The sequence below is a fragment of the Candidatus Chlorohelix allophototropha genome (assembly GCF_030389965.1).
Classification (GTDB): domain Bacteria; phylum Chloroflexota; class Chloroflexia; order Chloroheliales; family Chloroheliaceae; genus Chlorohelix; species Chlorohelix allophototropha.
Map to the genome: position 1 here is coordinate 828,527 of NZ_CP128400.1, position 20,439 is coordinate 848,965.

Sequence of the window (20,439 nt, forward strand, 5' to 3'; positions counted from 1 at the left end):
ACCAACACTTGACCGTACTGCCGAACAGTGAAAGAGTTTCTTTCACGCGAGCAGGTAAGTTATAGCGAGAAAAACGTGGGGCTTGACCAAGCCGCCGCCCAAGAAATGGTAAATCGTAGTAAGCAAATGGGCGTTCCCGTCACAATAATCAATAACGAAGTGATTATTGGTTTTGACCAACCCGCGTTGCGTAAAGCCATTACTCGGTTGCGACAATCAAAGGGAAACAGCCTGAAACTAGGCGCACAGGTAGCGGATGCGGCAAAAGTATTAGAGTCGCTGGGCAAACCTGCCAGTAAAGGAGCGCTGGTGGGCAAAGTTCAGCTAGCTTCTTTGGCTGAAAAATCCGGGTTGCGCGAGGGCGACATCATTACCGCAATGGAAGGTCAAGCTATAGAAGGGATCGAAGATTTAGCTGCCGCGCTTAAACGAATAGCCGCCGCTAACTTTAAGCAACCAACTATTACAGTGTTACGCGAAGGTCACGAAAATATCATGTATCTAATGATAGAGTAACTACCGAGCAACTATTCTATTATAGAATATTATGTAAAGTGCGGGTGTAATGCCCGCCTTTTTATTGTCGGGGTTTTTACATTGATTTTACAAGACAAAGCGTCTAGTAAAGCGTCTTTTGGCTATTGCAAAGGCATTAATACACTATTTTCTAGTAGGCTAGTAGGCAAATTCAAGGCTACCCCCTTCAATTTTATATGGCAGTTTTTTACATTCCCCAAATATAGCGATTACATTGCAAGGCTAAGATAAGAGTGGATAGAGCGATTGGCAATCCAAAAGAAGTTTTCAAAAATACGCGGAGGTCACAAGAATTATGAAACTTACATCTTTGAAACAACGTTTAGGACTTGGAATTGCATCCCTACTGTTAGCCGGTAGTGTTGCGCTGGGACCTGTGCAAGCATTTGCTGCCCCCACCGACAATACTATGCAAACTGTGGCAGTTCAAACCAGCCAGTTGCAAACCAGCAACGCCCCGAAGCCGGACGTTAGTAAAATCAAGGATAAGGTTGTTACCCGTCTAAACGAACGGCTGGATAAATTAAATACACGGATTACTACGGTAACAGATAAACTTTCCAAGGCAACAACCGATGCTCAGAAAGACAAACTTCAGAAGTTACTGACCAAATTGCAGGATAATAAGCAGAAGCTTGAAGCCTTGCTGGTTAAAGTACAAAAAGGGGACATTACTCTCAAGGAATTGAGAACTCTTCTCCGGGAATATCGCCAGAGCCAACACCCCAAAGTAGGGCAAACACCAATAGCGGAATAATAGCGCGTTTGGGTGTCTGTCCAAATCAAAAACCCCCATCCTTTACCCGGACGGGGGTTTTTGATAAGCAGTATTAGTTCATATCTGCCATTATCTTATCAAGAGCCTCGCGTGGTGGTCGCAATTGCGCTTCGTTAAGCTCTGCTAACGGTGTATCTACAATGTGAAGCGCCTCATGAATACGCTTACGACCTTCGTTAATGTAGAGTAGCCCGGTAATAAATTCCTGCTTAGCTTGCGCTTCATCTAGCTTGCTAATGGCAGCGTTTCGATCTTGCGGGTTGTAATCATCACCAAGCTTTCGGAGTACAATGGTAGAACCATCGTGCATACGAACTTCTCTAGCTGTCCCCTCTTCATAATCTACCACAATTTCGCCCTGTGGCTCTATAAAGCTAATGTCGTGCAACCGTTCTTCATTAGCCTTGCCATAGCTATAGCTTTTGGTAGATTCTTCATGATTATTGAAGGTAATGCAGGGGCTTATAATATCCAGCACCGCTGTGCCACCTTTATAGCTAAGCGCAGCTTTAAGCAACTCGCGTACTTGCTTGGCATCGCCCGCAAAGGAACGCGCTACAAAGCCACACCCTGATGCTATTGCCTCAAGACACAGGTCAATGGGCGGTAATTCATTGACACCGGCATATTTCAGCTTCTGACCTTCATCGGCAGTTGCCGAGAACTGCCCTTTGGTAAGACCATATACGCCGTTATTCTCAATGATATAAACCATCGGTACGTTCCGGCGCAACAGATGTTTGTACTGTCCAAGCCCGATGCTACCGGTATCACCGTCGCCGCTGACACTGATAGCCTGCAAATCTTTATTTGCCAGAACCGCGCCCGTAGTCAGAGAAGGCATACGCCCGTGCAGGGAGTTAAACCCGTGAGAACGGTTCAAGAAGTAAGCGGGGGATTTGCTGGAGCAACCGATCCCGCTGGTTTTAATGACCCGATGCGGTTCAAGTGATAGTTCCCATGCCACCGCAATAATCTGGCTGGCAATCGAATCATGACCGCAACCAGAGCAAAGGGTCGAAGGTTTCCCCTTATATTCGGTACGATCAAAACCAAGAAGGTTTAGTTTAGCGCCACCCGCGCCGGGTTCTTTTACTGCTGCTGTCATAATCTATGTCCTCTATCTAAGATACAAATTTAAAGCGCTTGAAATATTTTTACTGTAAAACGCTCATCACCTTTTCAGTAATAAATTGGGCAGTCAAGGACAACCCATCGCAATGCGCTATGGATTTCAGACGAGCAGCATTTTCAGGTGAATGGATTTGTAACAATTTGTGCATCTGCCCATCGTAATTCATTTCGACTACAAACAAAATCTCGTGCTCTTCAATAAACTTACTGGTAATTTCCTCAAGCGGCAAAGCGCGTAATCGCAAATAATCGATTGCAACTCCCTTTGCTTCCAGCAAATCACAGGCTTCCACTATTGCCGGGTCGCTTGAACCATAAGCAATAACGCCAATATTTGCGCCTGCACGAGTTTGGACAACTGGCGGAGGTACCAAAGTGCGGGCAGTATCATGTTTACGGGCAAGGCGATCAAGGTTTTCTTCCCAATCGTCAGGGCGTTCGCTGTAAGCAGCCTCCGCATTATGTCCCGTACCTCGCGAGAAGTAAGCTGACATCGGATGCGGATTGCCGGGTAAGGTTCGCCAACCTACCCCATCACCTTCAAGATCGGCATAGCGTTTGAAAGAGCCTAGCCGTTTGAGGTCTTCTTCTGATAACACTTTGCCACGATCAAGCGGCTTTTCCGGGTATTGGAACGGTTCGGTCATCCAAAGATTCATACCAAAATCAAGGTCGCTCAAGACAAATACGGGCGTTTGGAGATGTTCTGCAAGGTCAAAAGAGGTAGTACCGAACTCAAAACATTCCTGCATATTGCCCGGCAACAAGCAAACATGACGGGTATCGCCATGCCCCAGAAAATAGGCAGTCAATATATCGCCCTGAGAAGTGCGAGTCGGCAAGCCCGTGCTGGGTCCCATTCGCATAATATCCCAGATAACAAGCGGCACTTCGGCAAAGTAAGCCAAGCCGGCAAATTCGGTCATAAGGGAAATACCGGGACCGCTGGTAGCAGTCATCGCCCGACAGCCTGCCCAGCCAGCCCCTACCAACATACCGATAGCCGCTATTTCGTCCTCTGCCTGCACCACAGCACAAGTCAATTTTCCAGAAGCAGGGTCGGTACGCAACTCATGCAAATATTCGTTTATGGTATCAACAACGCTGGTGGAAGGAGTAATTGGATACCACGAAACCAGCGATACACCCCCGAATATTGCGCCTAAACCGGCAGCGGTATTACCCTCAATTAGAATTTTGCCATGCGTAAGATCGAGCGGTGCAACCCTGTAGATGTCTTTTTTTGGCAAGTTTTGGCGAACATATTCAGCCGCTTTCGAAACCACGCCATAGTTTAATTCTACCGGCTTTGCTTTACCATTGAAGTGCTTAACCAACGCTTCTTTTATTTTGGCTAAATCAATGCCTAGAATCTCTGCAAGTCCACCCACATAAACCATATTGGCAATATAATCTTTTAACTTAGTATCAGCGCCGGATTCTTTTACCAGTTGCTTAACCGGTAAAGGGTAATAGACTACATCTTTGCGCGGATTCATGAATTTATAATCATCAGGATAGAAACAAGCTCCACCCTCTTTCAACGATTGAAGGTCTGCATCGGCGGTTTGCAGGTTGAATGCCACAAGAATTTCAGTTTCTTGTCGCCGCGCAACGTAACCATCTTTGCTGACTCTAACTGTGTACCATGTAGGTAAACCGGAAATATTGGAAGGGAAGATATTTTTACCGTTTACCGGTATGCCCATTTTGAAAATCGAACGGATAATAGTGTTATTGGCAGTCTGGCTACCTGAACCGTTTACTGTAGCAATCACTATCGAGAAATCATTTACCACTTCGGGATGACCAGAACTATCGTATTGGCTCCCGGGACGGGTATCTAGTACAGTCATTTTTACCAGCTACCTCCTTGTAGTTTTTTAATATCTAAGTTTTTCATTGAATTTTACCTATGCAACTTTTCTGTTGTAAAAGTCACTTGGAGGGTGTTTAAATCATTTTCACATCCCCCGTATGGCTTAACAAAGCCTTTATTTAAATAAATCATAACACAATAGTATTCTTAATGCCCGTCCTTTGTGCTAATCATGAACCCTTTTATAATGTTTTTTCCTATAGTTTTTATGTCCTACAACGATAAGGTAGATATTTGGTAAAACACCGCTAATGTAGGATTAGTATAGCTAAATTGAGTCTTTTAGGGCATTCCAAATATGCGTGAGCGACACGTCATAGCGATAGTTTATATTCATATGCCCTGCCTCAAATTCCTCGTGATGGTGCGCAATTCCCAATTGCTGTAAGCGTTTTACAAAGATACGCGCTCCCAAATGTAGGTTAAACTCATCTTTAGTTCCGGCATCCAGATAGATCAGCTTGAAATGCCGGAGCGCGGCAGCATAAGTGATGTTTTCCAGCATTTGAACCGGATCAAACGCAAGCCAACGCGCCCAGACTTCCGGCAGCAATTCTCCGGTGTACAAATCAAAGGGTAGATCAAAGCCTCCACCCAAACGGGGCGAATAACAGGCAGACATAGCGATCATATTGATAGCATCAATATCTCTTTTCACCTCGGCTTTTTCAAAAGCGGTGAGAAAAGCGGCTACAGGGTCGGCTTCTGACAAGTACCGGGCAAGCGCGTTTACCGTTTTCGGGAAATCGGGCTTGTAGCATAGCTCAAAATACATATCGCCTGCATGTGAGCCAACTGCTGCAAATGTTTCGGGGTGACGCATCGCCAACTGCATCGCACCATAACCACCGCTGGATTTACCCACTATCCCACGCCCTTCTCGATTACCGCTAGTACGGTATTTATCATCAATGAAAGGGATAAGGTCATTTATCAAGTAATCTTCATAATTTCCGGTAGCTATCGAATTTAAATACTGACTGCCACCTAACCGGGTATAGCCATCGGGAAATACCAGAATCATTTCACCTAGAGCATTTTCCTTGATGAGCTTTTCAAAACGCTGAGGTACGGTGGGCGTATAGAAAGAATTGACATTCAGCCACATCTCACTATTCCCGGTAAAGCCATGTAGCAAATAAACCACCGGAAAACGGTGTGAGGGTTCAACAAAGTAGGAAGGCGGCAGATACACGGGGATTTTGCGGGTAGAAGGGTCGCCTAGAGGATTACCTTTGAGGGCTAGACTATCAAATTCTTCGATGACTGTCGGCATATAATTTATCTCCTTTGGATTAGGAAAAATAATATGTAAAGCTATAGTTTAAAAACCCTTGTCAGTTAAAAACAGTTGTGCTAGTATAGCTATACTATACAAACATTTATTCGGCTCACCCGCTGGTGCGGTTCCAACCGCGCCCGGCAATCTGCTAATCAAACCTGCATACTGCTGCTTGATTTTACGGGGACGGCATGAAGTATACCAAAGATGGACGCTTGATTCTCAGCGACTCCATGATGAAAATTTACCAAGACTGCGGAACGCGGTTCTGGTTTAATTATCACGAAAAACCAGAGGAACTACCTCGAATACCTGCGCTTGAGTTTGGCACGGTGCTACACAGCATGTTTGAAGAGTTTTTCAAACGCAAAAATCCCGATGCCAAAATGTATATAAGCGCTTCAAACTTTGCCAATGTTTTTAGGGGTAAATGGTTTAGCATTGATTCGCAGCCAAAAACCGAGCGTGGCAAGCGCAAGCCGCCGATGCTATGGCGTAGCCCGGACGAGAAAGAAAAGCTGCTTGGGGCAGGCTATAAAGTTTGCATCGATTTTTTCGAGCGAAACCAGACTGTACCCTTTTCCCATGTGATGGTTGAGCAATTCTTCATGGTGAGCCTCACCAACGAGAAAAATGGGCGGGGCTATGCCTTGCAAGGTTATATTGACCGCTTAGAACTTAAAGATTCCAATGCTCCCGCCAGTTTTAAGCCTGAAGAGTTGGGTAAGGCTATTCGCGAGAGCAAAGACGGCTCGTTACTTATTGTGGATTATAAATCCGGTTACAAACCCACCAGTTCTGCGGCGGTTGCCATCGACACCCAGTTCAGTTGCTATGACCTAGCGGTGGAGATGATGTTTCCCTTCCACGAACGGCGTTTCGCGATAGAAAATGTACGCGATGGTTCACATACGCCAACCCTGCGCGGGGAAGGCGAAAGGCGCGTACTACGCGAACGCATTTTTAGTATCGGGCGCGACATCCAAAAAGAACGCTATCCCCTTGCCTCAAATATGTACAAATGCGGTACATGCTCTTTCCTGAAACATTGCTACAGCCTTCAAAAGTTTGCCCACCAGAAAGGCATCCATCCTGAAGATCTAATGCGAACCAGCGCCCCTCTTAAAATCGGTAAGAAAAATTCTCCTATGTTCGAATGGAAAGACGGCGAAATAATCAAAGTGGATGAGAGCAAACTTCGACAGGCGGAAAAGCTTAGTACCAAGCCGGTGCAACTTTCATTCTTTGTAGATGAAGAAGAAGTAGCCGAAATCGAAGAAGAATTAAATACCGGAACACCCACCGCGCATGCTGCCAATATAGTGGAGCGCGTAATGGATTGGGAAACCCCCGAAAGTTTTGCGATTTAGCCAACAAAAAAGCTCCCTTATCATTATGGTAAGGGAGCTTAAACTGAGCTATAAAAAGTTAAGGGTTATTGTTCACACCTGCCGGAGTCAGTACAGGCGAAGGATAATTTACCAGCCTAGTTGAAGCTGTAGCCACGAGATTCATATGCAGCTTATCCATATGCTCAGGCGCGGCAATGGATTGTGACTGATTTGCCAGCGTTACACTTGCCGGAGCAACCGGTAAAGCAGTAAGAGCGGTATCAAACTGCACCGGAGCAATCGGTGTTCCCGTTACCACATTCAACGCTAGAATCAACAAGGCGATTGTAGCAGCAGCCCCAATGGGTATTCCCAAGCGCAAGCCCATGCCAAGTCCTGAAAAACTAAACCTCGCCGCCGAACGATTAGGGCGGCTAAATGAACGCACATAAGCCATAGTACGAGCACGAGGCACAGGCGGATCACTGTCCCTCAAAGAATTAAGAAGCCTATCAATATCTTCCATAGCCTGACCGGTGATTAAGTCCCCGTAATTATTGTTCAACATCTAAACCTCATCTTGCAAAATCTTCCGCAACAAAAACTTGGCACGGTGAAAATAAGTCTTCACCGTATTCTCAGGCATCCCCAAAGCCTGACCGATTTCACCGAAAGTTAGGTCGGTAGCCGAACGTAAAGCCACTACCTCACGATAGCGAACCGGAAGCTGTGCAATTGCTTTTCTTACCAGCAATTGGGTCTCTTGCCGCTCAATTACTTCATCCGGTAAGGGAGAATTACCCTCTTGTTGTTCTTGCCAATCTTCCACCAGCGCTTCGAGTTGAGTAAAACGAGTGGCAGGATGCCGACGCTTGTGTTTCAGTACATCGAGGCAAACATTACGAGCAATTTTGAAGAGCCACGGTCTAACAGAGAGTTGCCCATTTACTTTTGGCAAACCGATAAAGACCTTTAATAGCACTTGCTGCAAAATATCACTGGCTTCATCAGGGTCGTTGAAAAAACGTAAGGCAACTTTAAACAATGGCTCGGTGTAGCGTTCCACTAATTCTTCGAATGCCGCCGAATCGCCGGAAGCAGCCGCTCGCGCCAATTCATCGTCAGAACGTTCTATTTTATCTTCACAGGTCTGTAACCTTGCTACCAACTTTTATCCTTTCAAATAGGTTAACGACATGATATACCATTTCGTTTCAGTAAAATCGTAAAATCCCTATTTTTCTGCGTTTATAAAGGTAATATCAATGATCAAATATTGATACTGCACTGCTTGATCTAATATGTATAATATTCAATAAGGGGTTATCGCTATAGAAAGCGATAAAAAAAAGATGAGTGAATTAATTAAGGTATTGGTTATCGATGACGATCCCATAATACGTGAGCTTGTTTCAACCAGCCTGAAATTTATGGGGTATGAACCATTTACTGCTTCAAATGGAAAAGCTGCTTTCGACATTTTCCAGCGCGAACTCCCCCAACTAGTCTTTGTAGATAAAAGATTGCCCGGTCTCAGCGGTGACTCGATTGTAGAACAATTGAGGGAATGGAATCCCAATCTCTACATAGTTACCGTTAGCGGAGAATGTGTACCGTTAAATGGTAGCAAGGGAGTACTCCAAAAACCCTTTACCAATAATCAACTCCTAGAAGTGTTAGAAAACGCATCCAACTATATTTATACCGATTCTTCATTTTAGCTTTACAATGCCCTAAATATCTTGTAAGCTATTTTCGCCCCCACTTTTGCTGAAAGGGCGTTATTAGTCTATGGATATGTTTGGGTACATTTATCTAGGAAGTTTCATCTTTGGTATTGTATTAACTGTAGCAGACTGGCTAACAGGGGGTACAACCTTACCTCGACCTGCTGAGGGGGGCAATGCAAGGATGGAAGCGCTGATTGTCGCGCTAATCTGGTTTGGAGTAGGCGGCTTTGTTGGCATGCTTGCCGGTGTAGAAGACTGGTGGAGCATACCCGGCGCTTTGCTTTCCGGCACTATAAGTTTTATTATCGCGCTTTTTTTCCTACTGCGCGATGAAAAAGATGATTTAACCCCTCAAACATTACATGGGCAGGTAGCACGTGTATCCACCCCAATTTCCTCAACAAAGGCTGGCGAAGTAGTATTTTGGCGGAAAGGAACAGCACATGTCCTTCCGGCGTTATGCCTTGAAAGCAGCGCTTTCGAAATGAATGACCAGGTTGTGATCGTTAATGGTAACAGAGAATTAGTCTATGTTGAAAGCCTTGCCAAACTTCTAAAGGAAGTTGGAGCTGAAAAATGGATGACTTCATAACTGGCTTAGTGGAGAAACAACCTCATGAAAAAAAAGTTAGCAGTTGTTAGCAGCCTAATTGTAGTATTGAACCTAATAATAAGTCTTTTTGTTGGGGGAATTGAAGCGCTTGCGGCTGAAAGTATGGGTTCGCATGTACCGAATTTTACCATCGGGCAAGGCGCAAACTCTCCATTTGGTTTAAACGTTCAGTCAGCGGCACGTTACGGCATTTCTGGCAGCTTTGAAAAGCCGCTGAATGCCGCCAGCAGTACCGGCGCAGGCTGGAATCGAGAGGAACTGCGCTGGGATATGGTTGAACCCTATTCCGGCAGATGGGATTGGGGTTTCACCGATGAAGCGGTGAATAAATCGACCGAGCGAGGCTTGAATGTTTTAGGCTTATTGTCCTATAACGTTGACCGCAGCGGTGGTGGCAGGGCGCAGCCTAACTACTCTATGCCTGACATCAATGCTTGGCGAACCTATGTAGCTACTGTCGTCAACCGTTACAAAGACCGAGTGCGCTATTGGGAAATTTGGAACGAACCCAGTGATACGAAATACTTTAACATTGCCGATTTTAATCAACGGGCGCAGAATTACGCCCAACTCTTGCAGGTTTCCTACGATACTATAAAAGGTATTGATGGTGGTTTGCAGGTAGTAACGGGGGGAATCAGCGGTTTTGATGTGCCTTTCTTGGAAGAAGTTATAGCACGCGGCGGCAGCGGTAAGTTTGATATTCTGGGAGTACATCCCTATGTAAATTTCCCTGCTAGCCCCGAAAGTAAATACTGGTCTGATACCCAATTAGCTTACTTTGAAGCTTTTGCCGCGCGCGTCGGCAAACCTGTTTGGGCAACCGAGTTCGGTTGGGATACCCGCGGACCTACTTCGGTAGATGAGAACCGACAGGCTAATTACATTGCCCGCGCTAGTGTAGAAGGTTTGGCTAGCGCCTTGCAAAAAATGTTTATCTATCAGTTCCGGGATGATGGAGTCAATCTTCAGGATGGCTATGGCATTGTGCGCAACGACTGGGTAACGCCCAAACCCGCCTATGTCGTTTACAAAAACCTGATTACGCGACTCAACGGCGCAACTTTCAAAGAGCGTTTCGAGACTTTTGATGCCGGCAAAGTTGCAATTGATAGTTTTAATGGGGCAAATAACTTCAGCAGTTATGCTAACGCGCCTAGCACTATCAATACATATCTGAGTGGCGACCAAGCGCATAGCGGTGCAACTTCCTTACGCATCGACTACGCTTTCAACGGGGATGCCTCGAACTATATACAGGTGGGAAGGCAAGTGCCGATAGACGGACAACCAACTAAGGTTGGCTTTTGGATATATGGAGATAACAAAGGCGCAGACGTGCGTGTCCTGATAAGGGATGCTAACAATACCCTATTCTATTATGATGTAGGTAGCGCGGGTGGTACGGGCTGGCAACGCCGAGAAGCGTGGCTATCAGGCGAAACCGCACCAAATACGCCGCCTTCCAGCCAAATTCGTTATCCAATCAAATTCGACTCAATCCAACTCATAAGCCGACCAAACGGTGCAAAGTGGAGCGGCTCAGTTTATATTGATGATGTGTATGCCGCCGGGGGCGCGCGAGGCTATGGTTATCGCTTTGAGCGCAACGGTAAAAACATTGATGTAATGTGGGTTGATAACGGTAGCGGAACGGTAACGCTGCCCACCAACGATGCAGTCGGTACGCTATATGATCGCTCTGGCAATTCAAGCTTAATTGCCGCCAATGACGGGAATCTGACGGTTAATATAAACGATGATATGGTATTTCTGGAGCACTCCGGCAAAGCCTTACCGGGTTCTAGCACCGGCACTAACCCAAGCCCGGTACAATGTGGAGCGCGTCCTACAACCGTATCGCCTAATACCGCTTTCCCCAATGATTGGTTCCAAAACTTCTGGAAACGCTACGATTTTTATGCAGTAGGGGCGCGCAGCTATGTTTGGGGCGATAAACCTTTCGCCAGCGGCAGCGAGTATTATTATCAGGCGCTGGACGGAAACACCCAAAACACCAAACAACGCCAAGTTGTCTATTTCGACAAGAGTCGCATGGAAATTACACGCGCCAGCAGCAACCCTCTAGCCACTGGCTATGTGACCAATGGACTCTTAACGGTTGAACTTATCACCGGGAAGATGCAATTGGGCGATATCCTCGATGACCCGCTTCAGTTTTCGCAATGCCAGCCGGCTAATGTGCCGGTAGCAGGCGATCAAGATGATACATTGGGTCCAAAGTATGCCAGTTTGAACGGGCGACGTGCTGATGCTGCCAAAGCGGTTGGCACAGCAGTTACCGAAACTATCGATTCAAGCGGCAATCTGGGGCAAGGCGACTCACGCGGGGTAGTGGGCGGATACTACGAACCGCTTACCAAACACACTATTGCAAAGCCCTTCTGGGACTTCCTGAACGACCCAACTCAACGTATCTGGGTAAACGGCAGCCCCGTAATCGGCAAGCTGTTTAATCCCTATTATGAAGCGCCGGGCTTGCCTATAACCGAAGCCTATTGGGCAAAGGTAAAAGTGGCGGGACAGGTTAAGGATGTGCTGGTACAAGCCTTTGAAAGGCGCGTGCTAACCTACACCCCCACTAACCCGGCAGCCTTCAAGGTAGAGTGGGGCAATATCGGAAGACATTACTTCTTCTGGCGATACGGTATTAGTTATTAGAGAGATATTACTGAACCGGGCTATTCCACCAGTTCTAGTGTTTGGCGAATCTGGTTGAGATGCCCGGTTAAATGCCCGATGATTGTATGATGAATAATTGAGGCAATTGTCTTATCACCCTGAACAACATGGATGCCGCTCTTATCTAGGTCGGCATCCGTTAATCTAAGCAACGTAACAAATAATCGGGCATAGGCAGCACGCAAAGAAGCAGTCATTTGCGCTAACGAGTCGTTTCCATGTTCGGCTATAGCGCCGACCCGATTTTCATCCTCAATGCCACGCCCAAATTTAACGCCCGGCACTACCAATATCTTCTCAATTTCACCCGCCCAATAGGGCATAAACTCAGCGATGTGCGCCAATACTTGCATAATGCTCCATTCCACGCCTGAAGTGTTGTGGTAAAGAGCATCCGGGTTTACTTGCAACAGTTCGTTATCTGCCAACGCGATTACTTCATTAAAGGCATCTGTCATTCGACGACAAGCATCTTCTATACTTGACACACATTTCTCCGGTTTAGCTTAAACATCACCGCTGACAACTGTATTACGCAAAATCCCTAATCTTTCAATCTCAAGCTCAACCACATCGCCCGGTTGCAACCATCGTTCTCGCTCTTCGCCTTGTTCCAGCAAACAGCCTGTGCCAACTGTACCACTGCCCAAAACATCACCCGGTTCGATCCAGGCATTTAGAGAAGCCCGCTCTATCATTTGCGAGAAAGTGTAATGTATATCCTTAAAATTACCAAGAGAAACTTCGCGCCCGTTCAAACGTGCTTTCATCACTAAATCAAAGCGTTCCTCTTCGCCTACCCCAATCCTTTTATCTTCAAGTTCATCGGGAGTGATCAGGCAAGGTCCGAGGGAGGTGGCAAAATCTTTCCCCTTGGCAGGTCCTAAGCCAACCTTAATCTCTTCCATTTGCAAGTCACGCGCACTCCAATCGTTCATAATTAAATAGCCGCCGATGTAATCACTGGCTTTGGCGGCAGGAACGTCGCGTCCGGGTTTGCCGATAACACAGGCTAGTTCTAGCTCAAAATCCAGAGCAGAGGATTCGCGTGGATAAGGCAAATATTCATCATTGCCGTAAATAGCACGGTGATTCGAAAAATAGAAAGCAGGGATTTTGTACCATTCTGGTATCATTTCCAACCCCCGATTTGCTCGTGCGGTTTTAACGTGATGTTCAAAGGAATAAAAATCCCGCAGGCTTGGCGGCACTTCTAGCGGGGCGCGCAGCCTGATTTTTCCCAAATCCAAGCTGTGCATATCGGCGACAGGCAACTCCCGACATATACGGCTGAGAGAACGTTGCTGCGCAATGGGCAGATGCAAAAATTCCAGCACAGTGTTTGCCCGTCGTACTAACTCCATATCCTTGCGAGCATCAGCCCAAGCACAAACTTGGCTAAGGTCATATACGCGATTCCCCACCAGTACACCACCTTGAGCTTTTGCTTGGCGATGGGCATACATTTCAACTCTATGATTTATGCCTTCAGTATGAAGCACATAACTTACCAATTTCATCTTTTAATAGTTGCCTTTCCACGATAAATCGCTGATGGACAGTTCAAACATTATAGCATGGCTCAAATTGACCGCTATATTAAATCGCATTATTCAAAGCTAGAGCGTAAAAAAGCGAAGTATCCGTCACGATACTTCGCATGTAGCTATTTTAGTAATAAGTATTATTGTACTGTAACAGGCTGTTTAGTCTCTACTGCACCCTCAATCAGTTGGTCAACCAAACCATCAGCGGCTTCCCAAACGTTGTGACGCTCAATAAGATGGCTGGCGAGCCATGCTACCAGCAAGCCACCTACCGCATAAAGCGCCAGCGCCAGAATTGCCTTACCCAAACCGGCATCCATATTGCCGTTCATAAACAGCAACGAGCGCAAACCATCTGTCATATAGCGCATGGGCAGCCAGCCGTGTAGGAAACGCCAGAATTCAGGCACCATCTGAGCCGGATAGGGACCACCTGAAGCGGGTACGCCCAGAATAGTAAAGAACATCACGCCTACCAGCAAACCTAGCCGTCCAAAGGTAATCTGGAATAACAAGGACATTTCTGCGACTGCCAGCGACCCTAACACCGAGAATAACAATACGCTCCAGCCATCAGGTGTATCCATATCGAGAAATACCACTGCCATCAGAGTAACGCCACCGGCTACCACCAAAGCCATAAAAGTATAAAGAATGGCTTTACTGTAGAAAATATTAATAGGTGAGGTTTTATGCCCACTCTTGCGACGGTGTTCCGAGAAAAGATCTATCAGCGTACCGAGGATATTAGTACCAAGAAACGCGCCGAGTGAAAGCATCATTGCTAGATAGAATGCCGACATTCCTCGTGCGCTACGGCTACCAACCTGCACTGCCGCAGTAATTTTAGCTTGCACCGGATTTCCCAGTATGACGGCTGCTGCCGGGTTGAGTTTAGCCCCTGCGGCGGTCAAGCTCTGTAGCATTTGGTCAGCAGTAGTTTTAGAAAGGCTGTTTACCACCGCAGTTGCCGCGCCCTGCGCCTGAGAGTAACCAAGCGTGCCTGCTCCTTGATTGGTCAAGATTTCGAGTATTGCCGCATGTTCAGGGTTTGCACCTTGTAGTGCAGCTAGAGTGGCGGAATAATCAGCCGGGATAATCAACGCCACAAAATATTTGTTTTCATTTAAAGCTGCCAAAGCTTCGTCCCGGCTACCAAGCTCAGTCCATTTATAAGTTTGGTTGCCGTCTGCGGCGGGAGCAAGCAACTTATCTACAATTTGCTTACCGAGATTTATGGTTGTGCCTCCCTGCTCTAGCCCTTTATCGGTATTTATAACTGCCATCGGCAAATTTTTGGTGTTATCGGTGGGGTCAAGGAATGCGCCTAGATAGCTGAAGGTGTTAAACATTGCTACCAGCAAAACTATTATCATGAAGAACCAGGTTAATTTCTTGCTAAAAAGGTTTCGGATCATATTTCCCTCTTATTTGTTAGTGCTAACTAACATAATTATCGAAAAAAAGTAGCTTAAGGTTTTATTGCCTTCAGCCACAAACGATGGATTTCTACCAGCATGTTCTCATCCAATTCGTCATCCAGATTTAACATGAGGCTAATTTGCATAGCATAGCCTAAACTCGCATAAACCCATGTAGCAGCCTCAAGATTCAGGTTAGGGTCGATTTTACCTTGCTCTTTGGCATGTTCAAGCAATTCATAGATGAAAGCCCGCAGCTTTTGATTGTTGCGGCGTGCAGCCTGCCCGATTTCAGCATCACCCGATTCGGCAATTGCTTGAAATAATATTTTAAGGATTTCGGGATCTGCTTTTATTGCGCTGCGATATTCAAGCCCGATTTGCGCCAGCGCGTTTAAGGGGTCTTCCTGTTCCAGACTGTGCAAACGCCCTTGCCACATATTGAAAAAACGCTCTATATACTCGTCTAGCACCGATAGGAATAGACCTTTTTTGCTGCCAAAATGCTTGTAAAGCATAGGCTCGCTTATTTCGCTGGCTTTTGCCAGTTCACTGGTACTGGCTTCGGCGTAGCTACCATGCGCAAAAACCTTCTTTGCTCTTGCCAGAATCAGCGCACGCCGTTCTTTCCCGCTCAACCGTTCTTTTTTCTCTTTTAATTCTTCCATTGCTTTTATTTGCTTTCGTTTGGTTAGTGTTTACTAACCATAAAGCAGTTTATCATAATAGTGGTAATTGCGCAAGCTCTTAGCTCAGTTTGACAGGTAGGTAAACTCTAAAGGATAATTAATCGGCTATAATACAGTAACTGAAAGGACAAAGAGCGCAACCGCATGATTTCTGATGATAAATTGAGCATCGTTTTCCCTGCTTATAATGAGGAAGCCTCTATAGCACGAGTGGTAAAACGCACCCGTGAAATAAAACCTCGCGCTGAAATTATTGTGGTAGATGACGGCTCAAATGACCGCACTGCCCTTGAGGCTGCTAGTGAAGGGGCAAAGGTAGTACGACATCCCTATAACAAAGGCAACGGAGCAGCAGTAAAGAGCGGGATTCGCACTGCCACGCGCGAAGCAGTTTTGCTGTTGGATGCCGATGGTCAGCATAGTCCCGAAGATATTGATCGACTGCTGGAACATATGGGGCAGTATGATCTGGTTATAGGGGCGCGCGATTTTTCAGGACAGGCGGGTTTGCATCGCGGCTTTGCCAACTGGGCTTACAATAGCTTAGCCAGTTATCTAGTTGAGATGAAAATTCCAGATTTAACCAGCGGATTCCGCTGTTTCAAACGTGAAAAGGTATTAGAGTTTATCCACCTGCTACCCAACGGCTACAGCTACCCTACCACCACCACCATGAGCTTTATCAAAAGCGGTTACAACGTTAAATTCGTGCCTATTAAGGTACATAAACGCGCCAAAGGCAGCAAGAGCAAAATTCGCATATTCCGGGATGGTATCCGTTTCATTAATATTATTCTGAAAATCATCACCCTTTTCAATCCTATAAAGATTTTCTTGCCTATCGCCGCTATGTGGCTGCTACTAGGATTTCTGTACGGACTTGGTAATGTGGTACTGCGAGGTAACATCCCTAACGGTGCAGTGTTGCTGCTCAGTATGGGCATAATATTCTTTCTAGTGGGGTTAATTTCAGAACAAATCGCCGCTTTGAGGTTTGAGCGAATCGGGCAAGTAGATACCCAGTTACTTGAAATCATTTCGCATGAACTGCTTACCGGCGAACAAGTAGGAGTTGCAAGAGAGGATGGGTGAGAATGAACCGAGCTACTCGTCAGGCGTTGAAAAGACCATGACCGGTCGCTCGTTCTACACCAATCCCCGTTTCTGGCGTTGGGTTGTAAGAATAGGCGGCACTGCGCTTCTGGTTTTCTTCCTGACCCGCTTGAACCTTGACCCGCTTAAAATTTGGGATGATTTACGCCAAGCTAACCTCTGGCTGGTTGTATTATCAATTCTGCTGGTATTCCCCTTTATAGCTCTCAAAGCATGGCGCTGGAATCTCATTCTGAAAGACCTGTCTATAAAACTCGGCTTTAAAACAGCCTTCCGTCTCTATGCCGTTGGCTTGTCTGCGGGTAGTTTTACGCCGGGGCAAGCGGGAGATGCGATTAAGGCTTTTTACCTGCGCGATATGGGTTACCCTTTGGGTCGTGGGCTGGTTTCGGTAGTTTTAGATCGGCTTTTTGATGTGGCAGTGTTGATCTTGCTGGCAGCGAGCGGTTTGTTATTTCTGGGAGCGGATTTCGCCGGGGAATTGCCGGTTCTGGTCTTACTGCTAGGCGGTACGCTGGCGGGTTTGGTAGCCTTATCACTCCCGGCAATGCGTACTCGCTTACTGAATATCGCCCTGCGCTTGCTCTTGGCACGCAAAGCAAGTTCCAACCGCACGTTACAGCGCGAAGAGGCGGAAGCAGAGGAAAAATTACGCCCGGTGAATTTTGCACCTGTTTTTGGAGCAACTTTACTGGCATCGGCTTTGGCGCTTTTCAGGATTTGGTTACTGGCATTGGCGCTGGGCATGAACCTGAACCCCTTACAGGTAGTGGCGGTAAGCAGCCTCGCTACAGTTGTAAGCCTCATTCCGGTATCGGTAGCGGGCATCGGCGCGCGGGATGTGGCATTGGTAGCAATCCTTGATAAACTAGGCTATCTACATGAAAAGGCTATAAGCCTGAGCAGTTTTATTCTATTGTTAAATCTGGTAAATCTTGTCGCGGGATATGTTATCTGGAAATTCCAGAATGAGGAGGATTTAGAAAAAAATGCCGGGTAAGTTGCTCTGCCTGAGCGGGTTAACGTCGGAGTTTCAGGATAAAATCAGAAATATTGCTGCCAAAGGTGGTATGCTAATAACCTTTATACCTGAAACATTAAAAGGCGATGAGCGTGATAAAATGATCCTAGAGGAGATCAGAGATACAGAAATTATTTATGGCGGTTTTCTCAAGGAAGAGCAATTCGTAGCAGCGCACTTGCTACGCTGGATTCATGCCCCCTTCGCCGGGGTTAACCGGATTCTGGAAATCCCGCAACTGCTGGAAAGTGAGGTAATACTCACCAATGCAGCGGGAATCATGGCGGGCGCTTTGGCGGATCAAGTCATGGGTTACATTATTCTGCATGCTCGCGATTTATTGGAACAGCGAGAATATCAAAAGCAGCATAAATGGGTGAGCAACTGGAATCAGAACCAACCGGCGGCGCTTGCCGGTAAAACGTTGGGGATTATAGGCTATGGCAAAATAGGACGCGAAATAGCTAAACGGGCATGTGCCTTTGATATGCGTGTTATTGCAACTAAGCGAACCCTTGATGTGGCATACCCGGAATTGGATAGATTATACCCCGATACCGAATTAAAGAATCTGCTGGCGGAAAGTGACTATATAGTATTAGCCGCACCGCTGACCCCCCAAACAAAGGGGTTAATAGGGTACGCAGAATTTGAAGTGATGAAACGAACCGCCTATTTTATCAATATTGCAAGAGGGGCATTGGTCAAAGAAGCTGAAATGGTCGCAGCATTAAAAGACTCGCTCCTTAGCGGTGCAGCACTGGACGTATTTGAAACTGAACCCTTACCCGAAGACTCTCCTATTTGGGAGTTATCTAATGTGTTTATAACGCCCCATTCGTCCGGCAGTTTTGATGGTTTTTTACCCTCTACGGCAGAATTTTTCTGTCAGAACCTGTACCGATGGCTCAATGGTGAGACTTTGCTAAATATTGTAAACAAAAGGCTTGGCTATTGACGTTAATATAGGTGACAATTAAATGGACACAGGCGCTATATGATTCAATTATTGATTGATAACCCTCTTTTGTTATTGGCGCTAGTAGCAGCAATCGGCTACCCGCTAGGACAAATTAAGGTTGGTGGAAGTAGTTTGGGCGTAGCAGCAGTACTGTTTGTAGGTATTGCTTTCGGAGCGCTCGACCCTAACGTGAAGTTACCGGAAATTGTGTACCAGTTAGGGCTAATTTTGTTCGTTTACACGGTGGGTTTGACCAGTGGGCCGGGCTTCTTTGCCTCATTCCGACGCAGCGGTTTCCGGGACAACCTGATGGTCGGCACAATGCTGCTACTTGCCGCTATTATGGCTTTTGGTGCTAATAAAATATTCGAGATGAAAGCCACTATCACTGCCGGGCTTTACGCCGGTAGCCTTACCAATACACCAGCTTTGGCAGGCGCACTCGAATATATCAAGACTTCCGCGCCTAAAGACAGCGTGGAACAGATGTTGGCAGAACCGGTGGTAAGCTATTCGGTAGCCTATCCGATGGGTGTAATCGGCATGATTGTCGTAATCTATATACTTCAAAAGGTTTGGAAGATAGATTATGCCAAAGAAAGCCGCGCCCACAAGGAATTCGGAAACAGTGGCGAGAAACTAATAAATCTCACAGTGCTGGTGCAAAACCCTGAAGTTGGAAGCTATCCGGTTCAGGGCTTGATTCGGAAATACAGATGGGAAGTTGTACTGAGCAGAATTAAACACGAAAATCGCCTTTCTTTGGTAGGCGGAAAAACGCAGATGCTACCGGGCGATCTGGTGAGCATCATCGGAACGGAAGAAGATGTTAAGCTTGCAGCTAACTGGTTAGGAGTAATCAGCGATGAGCAAATTGATATGGATCGTTCTGAACTAGATTTCCGCCGTATGTTTGTATCCAACCGTCAAGTGGTGGGACATACAATCCGCTCATTGAGATTGCACGAAAAAGTCGGCGCTATCCTCACTCGTATTCGGCGAGGCGATGTGGAATTTCTGGCGCAAGGCGATACCGTGCTGGAGTTGGGCGATAGAGTCAGGGTTGTTGCTCCTCCTAAGAGAATGGCTGAGGTCGGGAAAATATTGGGTGACTCCTATCATGCCCTCAGTGAAATTGACATCATGAGTTTTAGCTTGGGGTTAGCGTTAGGTTTGCTGGTTGGGGCAATCCCGATACCACTGCCAGGAGGAATCACTTTCAAACTCGGTAATGCTGGCGGACCTTTGATAGTTGCGCTGATTCTTGGCAAAATACATCATACCGGGCGAATTGTGTGGGATTTACCCTACAGCGCTAATCTGTTGGTAAGGCAGTTAGGTCTGGTGTTCTTTCTGGCAGCAATTGGTACTCGTGCCGGTTATCCTTTTGTAAGTACCTTTACCAAAGGTGGGGGCGTTTTAATCTTCCTGATTGGTATAGTCATTACTGTGACTATGGCGCTGTTGACGCTCTTTATCGGTCATAAAGTTTTCAAAATTCCGATGGGTGTAATGCTTGGTATCTTAGCAGGTTTGCAAACCCAACCGGCAGTGCTAGGCTTTGCGTTGGAACAAACCAAAAACGATTTACCCAATATTGGATACTCAACTGTCTATCCGGTGGCTATTATTTCAAAAATCCTGTTCACGCAGATTCTATTAACATTGCTACTCTAGCTCAATTGCGCTGAGTGCTTGCG

The 20,439-nt window shown here is 46.4% G+C and carries 19 protein-coding genes and 1 pseudogene; 11 read left to right on the top strand and 9 right to left on the bottom strand.

Annotation, left to right across the window (positions count from 1 at the left end):
• Positions 1-24: 24 nt before the first annotated feature.
• The 3 genes and pseudogenes from OZ401_RS16240 to OZ401_RS16250 all read left to right on the top strand — a co-directional run.
• A pseudogene (locus OZ401_RS16240) lies at positions 25-153 on the top strand (glutaredoxin family protein); the annotation flags it as partial.
• The gene (locus tag OZ401_RS16245; protein ID WP_341471832.1) at positions 127-516 is read left to right on the top strand and encodes a PDZ domain-containing protein; all 390 of its coding nucleotides are present in this window, start codon (positions 127-129) and stop codon (positions 514-516) included. The pseudogene OZ401_RS16240 and the gene OZ401_RS16245, both read left to right, overlap by 27 nt.
• 316 nt (positions 517-832) lie before the next feature.
• Complete coding sequence (locus OZ401_RS16250; protein WP_341471492.1) at positions 833-1,294, top strand: hypothetical protein; 462 nt, start codon at positions 833-835, stop codon at positions 1,292-1,294.
• A gap of 73 nt (positions 1,295-1,367) precedes the next feature.
• Here OZ401_RS16250 and OZ401_RS16255 read toward each other — a convergent pair whose 3' ends face one another.
• From OZ401_RS16255 to OZ401_RS16265, 3 genes are all read right to left on the bottom strand, one after another.
• Entirely contained in the window at positions 1,368-2,423 is a 1,056-nt protein-coding gene (locus OZ401_RS16255) for a 2-oxoacid:ferredoxin oxidoreductase subunit beta (RefSeq protein WP_341471493.1), read from the bottom strand.
• A gap of 49 nt (positions 2,424-2,472) precedes the next feature.
• On the bottom strand, positions 2,473-4,305 hold the full coding sequence (locus OZ401_RS16260; RefSeq protein ID WP_341471494.1) for a 2-oxoacid:acceptor oxidoreductase subunit alpha: 1,833 nt from the start codon (positions 4,303-4,305) through the stop codon (positions 2,473-2,475).
• Between the two features lie 291 nt (positions 4,306-4,596).
• Entirely contained in the window at positions 4,597-5,604 is a 1,008-nt protein-coding gene (locus OZ401_RS16265; RefSeq protein ID WP_341471495.1) for an alpha/beta hydrolase, read from the bottom strand.
• 197 nt (positions 5,605-5,801) lie between these two features.
• On the opposite strand from OZ401_RS16265, the gene OZ401_RS16270 reads away from it, so the two are divergent.
• A complete protein-coding gene (locus OZ401_RS16270) occupies positions 5,802-6,980 on the top strand; it encodes a RecB family exonuclease (protein WP_341471496.1) in 1,179 nt (392 codons plus the stop codon).
• 58 nt (positions 6,981-7,038) lie between these two features.
• Here OZ401_RS16270 and OZ401_RS16275 read toward each other — a convergent pair whose 3' ends face one another.
• A complete protein-coding gene (locus OZ401_RS16275) occupies positions 7,039-7,509 on the bottom strand; it encodes a hypothetical protein (RefSeq protein ID WP_341471497.1) in 471 nt (156 codons plus the stop codon).
• Complete coding sequence (locus tag OZ401_RS16280; protein ID WP_341471498.1) at positions 7,510-8,109, bottom strand: RNA polymerase sigma factor; 600 nt, start codon at positions 8,107-8,109, stop codon at positions 7,510-7,512. It lies immediately after the preceding gene.
• Between the two features lie 184 nt (positions 8,110-8,293).
• Between OZ401_RS16280 and OZ401_RS16285 the strand changes: the two genes are divergently transcribed.
• From OZ401_RS16285 to OZ401_RS16295, 3 genes are all read left to right on the top strand, one after another.
• The gene (locus tag OZ401_RS16285; protein WP_341471499.1) at positions 8,294-8,662 is read left to right on the top strand and encodes a response regulator; all 369 of its coding nucleotides are present in this window, start codon (positions 8,294-8,296) and stop codon (positions 8,660-8,662) included.
• Between the two features lie 190 nt (positions 8,663-8,852).
• The gene (locus OZ401_RS16290; RefSeq protein WP_341471500.1) at positions 8,853-9,263 is read left to right on the top strand and encodes a hypothetical protein; all 411 of its coding nucleotides are present in this window, start codon (positions 8,853-8,855) and stop codon (positions 9,261-9,263) included.
• Positions 9,264-9,287: 24 nt separating this feature from the next.
• Positions 9,288-11,966: a glycoside hydrolase 5 family protein gene (locus OZ401_RS16295; RefSeq protein WP_341471501.1), complete on the top strand. Its 2,679-nt coding sequence runs from the start codon at positions 9,288-9,290 to the stop codon at positions 11,964-11,966.
• 20 nt (positions 11,967-11,986) lie between these two features.
• On the opposite strand, the gene OZ401_RS16300 is transcribed toward OZ401_RS16295, so the two are convergent.
• The 4 genes from OZ401_RS16300 to OZ401_RS16315 all read right to left on the bottom strand — a co-directional run bounded on the left by OZ401_RS16300 (position 11,987) and on the right by OZ401_RS16315 (position 15,623).
• Complete coding sequence (locus OZ401_RS16300; protein ID WP_341471502.1) at positions 11,987-12,475, bottom strand: DinB family protein; 489 nt, start codon at positions 12,473-12,475, stop codon at positions 11,987-11,989.
• 18 nt (positions 12,476-12,493) lie between these two features.
• Positions 12,494-13,507 (bottom strand): fumarylacetoacetate hydrolase family protein, encoded by a 1,014-nt coding sequence (locus tag OZ401_RS16305; RefSeq protein WP_341471503.1) that lies wholly within the window; start codon positions 13,505-13,507, stop codon positions 12,494-12,496.
• Positions 13,508-13,671: 164 nt separating this feature from the next.
• Positions 13,672-14,952, bottom strand: a complete 1,281-nt coding sequence (locus OZ401_RS16310; protein ID WP_341471504.1) for a YhgE/Pip domain-containing protein — start codon at positions 14,950-14,952, stop codon at positions 13,672-13,674.
• Between the two features lie 53 nt (positions 14,953-15,005).
• Positions 15,006-15,623, bottom strand: a complete 618-nt coding sequence (locus OZ401_RS16315) for a TetR/AcrR family transcriptional regulator (RefSeq protein WP_341471505.1) — start codon at positions 15,621-15,623, stop codon at positions 15,006-15,008.
• Between the two features lie 165 nt (positions 15,624-15,788).
• Between OZ401_RS16315 and OZ401_RS16320 the strand changes: the two genes are divergently transcribed.
• Genes OZ401_RS16320 through OZ401_RS16335 form a run of 4 tightly spaced genes read left to right on the top strand, consistent with a single transcriptional unit; the run spans position 15,789 to position 20,416 of the window.
• Positions 15,789-16,736: a glycosyltransferase family 2 protein gene (locus tag OZ401_RS16320; RefSeq protein WP_341471506.1), complete on the top strand. Its 948-nt coding sequence runs from the start codon at positions 15,789-15,791 to the stop codon at positions 16,734-16,736.
• Positions 16,729-17,757: a lysylphosphatidylglycerol synthase transmembrane domain-containing protein gene (locus OZ401_RS16325; RefSeq protein ID WP_341471507.1), complete on the top strand. Its 1,029-nt coding sequence runs from the start codon at positions 16,729-16,731 to the stop codon at positions 17,755-17,757. Before OZ401_RS16320 ends, OZ401_RS16325 begins: the two co-directional genes overlap by 8 nt.
• Positions 17,747-18,736: a D-2-hydroxyacid dehydrogenase gene (locus OZ401_RS16330; RefSeq protein ID WP_341471508.1), complete on the top strand. Its 990-nt coding sequence runs from the start codon at positions 17,747-17,749 to the stop codon at positions 18,734-18,736. The genes OZ401_RS16325 and OZ401_RS16330 overlap by 11 nt, the downstream gene beginning before the upstream one ends.
• A gap of 39 nt (positions 18,737-18,775) precedes the next feature.
• The gene (locus tag OZ401_RS16335) at positions 18,776-20,416 is read left to right on the top strand and encodes an aspartate:alanine exchanger family transporter (RefSeq protein ID WP_341471509.1); all 1,641 of its coding nucleotides are present in this window, start codon (positions 18,776-18,778) and stop codon (positions 20,414-20,416) included.
• The last annotated feature ends 23 nt before the right edge of the window (positions 20,417-20,439 follow it).